The organism is Streptomyces pinistramenti (genome assembly GCF_020564935.1).
In the GTDB taxonomy this organism is placed as follows: Bacteria; Actinomycetota; Actinomycetes; order Streptomycetales; family Streptomycetaceae; genus Streptomyces; species Streptomyces pinistramenti.
The window spans coordinates 1-2,805 of record NZ_JAJCXB010000125.1; the positions used below are offsets into that span (position 1 = coordinate 1).

Below are 2,805 nucleotides of genomic sequence, written 5' to 3' on the forward strand. Positions count from 1 at the left end.
GAAAGAGCCTGGCGGCAGCCGCTTGCCATTCGCTGAACAAAACATCAACGCCCGTACGTGTCCGGTCCGTTCGGGCGCGCTCCGGGGCGCCCCGGGGTGCCGTACCGACCGCTGCCTGCCTATGGGGCCGCCGGTGTCCCGCCCACCCGCAGGGTCAGTTCGCGGGCGGTGCGTGCCACCTGGTCGGCGATGTGGCCGCGCTGCTCGGCGTCCACCTGCGCGGCGGGGAAGGTCGCGGCCACCCCGGCGATCGGGTGCGATCCGTGGTCGAGCACGGGTGCGGCGACCGATGAGAAGCCGGCGGTGACCTCGCCCTCCTCCGTCGCGTAGCCGCGGCGCCTGACCGCGATGAGCAGATGGTGCAGCGCGGACAGCGAGCCCGGTCCCGTGCCGGTGCGTTCCACGAACGCGGACGGATCGGGGAACAGCGCCCGCACCTGTGCGCGCGGCAGCCGGGCCAGCATCGCCCGGCCGCTGGCCGTCAGATGGGCCGGCAGCCGCACGCCGACCTCGGTGACCAGCGGCGGGCGGCCGAGTGCCCGCTCCTCGATGACGTAGATCACCTCGCGGCCGTGCAGCACCGCGAGGTGGGCGCTGTGTCCCGTGCGGTCCACCAGTGCGGCGAGCGGTACCCGTGCCAGCCGCTGGAACGGTGCCTGGCGGCTGTAGCCGGAGCCGAGTTCGAAGGCGCTGACGCCCAGCCCGTAGCGCCGTTCCTCCGCCAGGTGCACCACAAAACCGTCGTGCACCAGGGTGTCGAGGAGGTGGTACGTCGTGGAGCGCGGCAGCCCCACGTCGCGGCTGATGACGGCGGCCGGGACCGGTCCCGCCTGTCGGGCGAGGTAGCGCAGTACGGCCAGGACCTGGGCCGCCGCGGGCACGATGGACATGCCGCGACGCTACCGCTGTCTGGGCCACCAGACGGCCGCCCGTCCCCTATATGTCTTGGATCCCAGACAGATTGGCGTCGGCGGGCCTGGCAGAGCCATTCCGGCCTGGCGCTTCATAGACGCATGGCACATGTTCTCGTAGACGTCGGTGCGCTCTCCGCCGACGATGTCGTATCCGTCGCCCGCGACGGCGCCACCGTGGCGCTGTCCCCGGCGGCGCAGCAGGAGATCAACCAGAGCCGCAAGGTCATCGAGGCGCTGGCCGATCACGTGACGCCCCATTACGGGGTCTCGACGGGCTTCGGCGCCCTCGCCACCCGGCACATCCCGACCGAGCTGCGCGACCAGCTCCAGCGCAGCCTGGTCCGCTCGCACGCCGCCGGTTCGGGCCCCGAGGTGGAGCGCGAGGTCATCCGCGCGCTGATGCTGCTGCGCCTCTCGACGCTCGCGACCGGCCGCACCGGGGTCCGTCTGGAGACGGCGCAGACCTACGCCGCGCTGCTCAACGCCCGGATCACGCCGGTCGTGCGCGAGTACGGCTCGCTCGGCTGCTCCGGTGACCTGGCGCCGCTCGCGCACTGCGCGCTCGCCGTCATGGGCGAGGGCGAGGTCCGCGACGCCGACGGCGAGCTGCGCCCGGCGGGCGAGGCGCTGGCGGCCGCCGGTATCGCCCCGGTCGTCCTGCGGGAGAAGGAGGGCCTGGCCCTCATCAACGGCACCGACGGCATGCTCGGCCAGTTGCTGCTCGCCCTGCACGACCTGCGGCTGCTGCTGCGCACCGCCGACATCGGGGCCGCGATGAGCGTGGAGGGCCAGCTGGGTACGGACGCCGTCTTCGCGGCCGACCTCCAGGAGCTGCGGCCGCATCCCGGGCAGGCCGACAGTGCCGCCAACCTCCGTGCCGTACTGGCCGGTTCGGGCGTCGTGGCGAGTCACCGCGGCCCGGAGTGCACCCGGGTGCAGGACGCGTACTCGCTGCGCTGTTCCCCGCAGGTGCACGGCAGCGCGCGGGACACCATGGCGCACGCCGCGCTGGTGGCGTCCCGGGAGCTGGCGAGCGCCGTGGACAACCCGGTGGTGACGTTCGACGGGCGGGTCGAGAGCAACGGCAACTTCCACGGCGCGCCGGTCGCCGCCGTCCTGGACTTCCTCGCCATCTCCGTCGCCGACGTCGCCTCGGTCGCCGAGCGCCGTACCGACCGGTTCCTGGACGTGGCGCGCAACAACGGGCTGAACGCCTTCCTCGCCGACGATCCCGGTGTGGACTCCGGCCACATGATCGCCCAGTACACGCAGGCCGCCATCGTCTCCGAGCTGAAGCGGCTGGCCGCGCCGGCGTCCGTCGACTCGATCCCCTCCAGCGCCATGCAGGAGGACCACGTCTCCATGGGCTGGGCCGCGGCCCGCAAGCTGCGCAAGGCGGTGGACGGTCTCACCCGGGTCGTCGCGGTGGAGCTGCTGACCGCGGCCCGCGCCCTCGACCTGCGCGCCCCGCTCACCCCTGCACCGGCCACCGCCGCGGTCCTCGCCGAGCTGCGCCAGGACGTGCCGGGGCCCGGCACCGACCGCTATCTCGCCCCGGAGATCGAGGCCGCGGTCCGCTGCGTCGCCTCCGGACGCGCGCTCCGCGCCGCCGAATCCGTCACCGGCCCGCTGCGCTGACCCGCACCCCCGCTCGCACGTCCAACTCCCCTCTCTTCCCCGGCCGTTCGACCTTTCGGCCGTCCGATCACAGAAAAGGACTCACCATGCACGGTGCACGCCCGGTACGCGCCTCACGTGGCTCCCAGCTGAACACCTTGGGGTGGCAGCAGGAGGCTGCGTTGCGGATGTTGCAGAACAATTTGGATCCGGAGGTGGCTGAGCATCCGGAGAAGTTGGTGGTGTACGGGGGGACGGGGAAGGCGGCGCGGGA

3 protein-coding genes are annotated in these 2,805 nt (G+C 72.9%); 2 read left to right on the forward strand and 1 reads right to left on the reverse strand.

The annotated features are described in order from the left end of the window. Window positions 1-119: 119 nt before the first annotated feature. Window positions 120-890, reverse strand: a complete 771-nt coding sequence (locus LIU39_RS34640; RefSeq protein WP_227050956.1) for an IclR family transcriptional regulator — start codon at window positions 888-890, stop codon at window positions 120-122. 123 nt (window positions 891-1,013) lie between these two features. Between LIU39_RS34640 and hutH the strand changes: the two genes are divergently transcribed. Together hutH and LIU39_RS34650 are read left to right on the forward strand one after the other, a co-directional pair. Further along, a complete protein-coding gene (gene hutH / locus LIU39_RS34645; protein WP_227050957.1) occupies window positions 1,014-2,552 on the forward strand; it encodes a histidine ammonia-lyase in 1,539 nt (512 codons plus the stop codon). An 86-nt stretch (window positions 2,553-2,638) separates the two neighbouring features. Next, a partial coding sequence (locus LIU39_RS34650) for a hypothetical protein (RefSeq protein WP_227050958.1) occupies window positions 2,639-2,805 on the forward strand: 167 nt, incomplete at its 3' end.